2 protein-coding genes are annotated in these 3,809 nt (G+C 36.3%); both read left to right on the forward strand.

From position 1 onward, the window contains the following. Window positions 1-303: 303 nt before the first annotated feature. On the forward strand, window positions 304-2,649 hold the full coding sequence (locus tag FVQ77_17325) for a tetratricopeptide repeat protein (protein ID MBW8052065.1): 2,346 nt from the start codon (window positions 304-306) through the stop codon (window positions 2,647-2,649). A gap of 195 nt (window positions 2,650-2,844) precedes the next feature. Continuing rightward, window positions 2,845-3,809 (forward strand): DegT/DnrJ/EryC1/StrS family aminotransferase (locus tag FVQ77_17330; GenBank protein ID MBW8052066.1); only part of this gene is annotated, 965 nt, incomplete at its 3' end.

A 3,809-nucleotide genomic window follows, 5' to 3' on the forward strand; every position in this document is an offset into this window, starting at 1 on the left:
TTTTCAGGGTTTTGTGGGATTTAGTGCTTTGGTGATTTAGTGGCATTTTTATTTTTTGGACTTTTTAGAGTGGACTCTTATTTTGAAAAACAATTTTTTTTATTTATTTTTGCAACTAAATACTATGCTCATCCACCTGCACCCAATCAATACATTTAATCTTATTGGTAACCGAAAGAAGCTCATCGGATGAGCTTGATTTGACAATAATGTATCCTAAAAATTTTCCACTTTATAAACTTTTTGTATAAAATTACGCAATTATGGTCAATATACCAACCTTTGACAAATAACGAATAACAAATGAAAAACATCCAATATCCAATATTTAGCCGGCTAAAGAAATCATGGGTCTTATTGATAATTCTTGCGGTAACTTTTATTGCATTCTCACCTGTTTTAAAAAATGGTTTTACAAATTGGGATGATGATAGCTATGTGCTTGAAAATAAGCTCATAAAGGAACTATCATATTCTAATGTTAAAAAAATTTTTACAACTTATAAGATTGGTAATTATCATCCTCTCACAATATTGTCATACGCCATAGAATATCATTTCTTTCAATCAGACGCCTATTATTATCATTTAACAAATCTGCTGCTGCATTTATTGAATACTCTGCTTGTATATTGGTTGATATATGCATTTTTCACAAGCCTCACTGCCTCCCGCAATGCTGGCCCGATGTCCATTAGACATCGTCCTCTCCCGAGTACTCGGGAGGATTTTGCCAACACCCTCTCCTCTGATCCAGGCAAGCAAGCTTTATACATCGCAGGTATCACTGCCATACTTTTTGGGATCCATCCTCTGCATGTTGAATCTGTTGCCTGGATATCAGCCCGCAAAGATGTACTATCTACTTTTTTCTTTTTGGGTGCATTGGTCAGTTATGTATTATATCTTCGATGGCAAAATATTTATATTACCACCAAAACAAAAACAGCTGATGAGAATAAGTCTGCTCACTTCAGGGTAATTACATATTATGTATTTGCATTAATATTATTTATTTTCTCCGTTCTGTCTAAAGCTATGGCAGTAACCTTGCCTGTTTTACTAATACTAATTAATGCGTTAAGCACAAAGCCCCGCCAACTGGCGGGGCATGGCGCTGAGAGCAGAGAGCAGGTCGAAGATCCAGACGCAGTCGGGGGAGCAGGGAGCGAAGAACGCTCCCGAGTTACCCGGTACGCCATGCGTTATGCGCACACGATCCCATTTTTTATCATATCAATTATTTTTGGGATCATCGCGATCATTGCTCAACATTCATCCGAGGCATTTCATGATCTAAAATTATATTCTGTAATTGACCGGCTGTTATTTGCAAGTTATGGGCTGATCAGCTATATATTAAAATTAATCATACCCTCAAATCTTTCTTGTTTTTATCCATATCCTGAGAAGATCAATGGCTTTTATCCTATGATCGTTTACATTTCTCCTTTCATTTTACTTATATTAATATACGTAATAGTAAAATACATTAAATATCGGGCTGTCGTAGGTGGTTTGATTTTTTTCATAATTAATATATTGTTGGTATTACAAATTATACCAGTAGGTGAAGCCCATATTGCTGACCGTTATACATACATTCCTTATATTGGATTATTTTTTATTATTGGTTGGGGCGCCTCTATATTAATTTATAGCAGCCCCCCTGCCTCCCGCAATGCTGGCCCGATGTCCACCGGACATCGTCCTCCCCAAAGGGGGGACTTCACTAAACCACTGCTACTTTCAAGACTTGTGATTAATTTTATATTGCCTGGATATATTATTATTCTTTCCATCGTAACCTGGTACAGATGTCATATTTGGGAAAATAGTTTTACATTATGGAATGATGTTTTAAAAAAACATGAAAATGTTTGGATAGCCTACAACAACAGAGGGCTGACCTATTTATATAGCAACCAATTTGATAAAGCTATTCGTGATTTTAGCGCTGCATCAAGCCTGCGCCAGGATCTACCGCGGATCTATTTCAACAGGGCATACGCTTATTATCGCAGCGGAGAATCAAAATTGGCTTTCGAGGATTGTAATTATGCCATAAGTCTTGATGTGAATAATGCTAAAGCATATGCAAACAGAGGCAGCCTTTATTTCAGTTCAGGTAATTACAACCAAGCCCTAAAAGATTTTAATATGGCTTTAGCTCTTGATGCTGAATTGGAATTAGCTCTTATAAACAGGGCAAAGCTTTTTACTCAGGCTGGGGAACTAGATAAGGCAATTGCAGATCTGAGCCGGTTAATAGCGCTAAATCCCATTATATATTTAACATATCATAACAGAGGTAATTTATATCACAAAAAGGGTGAATTCGAAAAAGCAATTTTAGACTTAAATAAAGTAATAGAAATGAATCCTGAATTTATAGAGGCTTATTATAATAGAGCTTATATTTACTTAAATTCGGGAAAGTACTTAGAAGCCACTAAAGACTATAGTAAAGTAATAGATCTAAATTCTGGGAATGTTCAGGCATATAATAACAGGGGTGTTGCCTGGTATAGACTCAATGAGTTTCAAAAAGCATATTATGATTTGCAAAAAGCCAAAGAATTGGGATTTGAAGTAGATGATAATTTGCTTGAAAATATTTTGATGAGAATGAATGAGAAAAAGAAATAGGCAGTTGATCCCCTCGAGTACTCGGGGGGAACAGTTGACAATATTGCCTGCTGCCAACAGCCTACTGCTTATTGTTTTTGTGGGATTTAGCGCCTGCTGCAGGCAGGTGATTTAGTCCCGCCAAAGGCAGGATTGCCCCGCAATGTGCGGGGTAAATTTCTTCTGTTTTAGTAAGTTTTTCAAAGATTCCAAATAATGAACAAAATAAACTTTTTTTCATTTGAATATATGCATCCTCCGATTAGGGAAGAAATAATAAAGAAACTGATAAAGGTGCTGGATAGCAATTCATATATATTAGGGGAGGAGGTTAAACAATTTGAATCGCAATATGCTGAATTTTGTCAATGTAAATATTGTATCGGGGTAGGAAATGGATTAGATGCCTTAGTGATTTCCCTAAAAACGCTTGGTATAGGAAAAGGTGACGAAGTGATCTTACCTGCCAACACTTATATAGCAACATTTCTGGCAATCAGCATGGTTGGCGCAAAGCCGGTACCTGTAGAACCCCGTATAGAAACCTATAACATAAACCCGGAAAAAATAGAATCTGAGATCACAGATAAAACAAAAGTGATCATTCCTGTACATCTTTATGGACAATCATGCGAGATGGATGCGATCATACAAGTAGCCCTAAAGCACAATTTGCACATAGTGGAAGACAATGCCCAGGCGCAAGGCGCAACGTACAATGGCAAAAAAACCTCAAGTTTTGGTAATATCAATACAACCAGCTTTTATCCCGCGAAAAATATCGGTGCTTTAGGCGATGCAGGTGCAATTACAACAAACGATCGCGCACTTTATGAGAAAGCATGTATTATTCGTGATTATGGATCAGAGAAAAAATACTACAACGAGTTCAAAGGAGTAAATTCGAGATTAGATGAATTGCAGGCAGCTGTATTGTCTGTAAAAATCAAGAGGCTAAATGATTGGAATAATAAACGTCAAAAAATCGCTCAAATTTATGATGAAGAATTAAATAGTATCCCTGAAATAATTCTTCCAAAGACCTTAGATAACTGTACTTCTGTTTTTCATCAATATTTAATAAGAATAGATAAACGTGATGAGTTGCAAGGTCATCTAACAAAAAATAATATAAGAACGCTAATACATTATCCGGTTCCGCCATATCTACAGAAAGCATA

The organism is Cytophagales bacterium, assembly GCA_019456305.1.
Lineage (GTDB): Bacteria > Bacteroidota > Bacteroidia > Cytophagales > VRUD01 > VRUD01.

Excerpts from the sequence above, each read along its gene's own strand:
- FVQ77_17325 (MBW8052065.1), top strand. The coding sequence starts at position 304 with ATGAAAAACATCCAATATCCAATATTTAGCCGGCTAAAGAAATCATGG.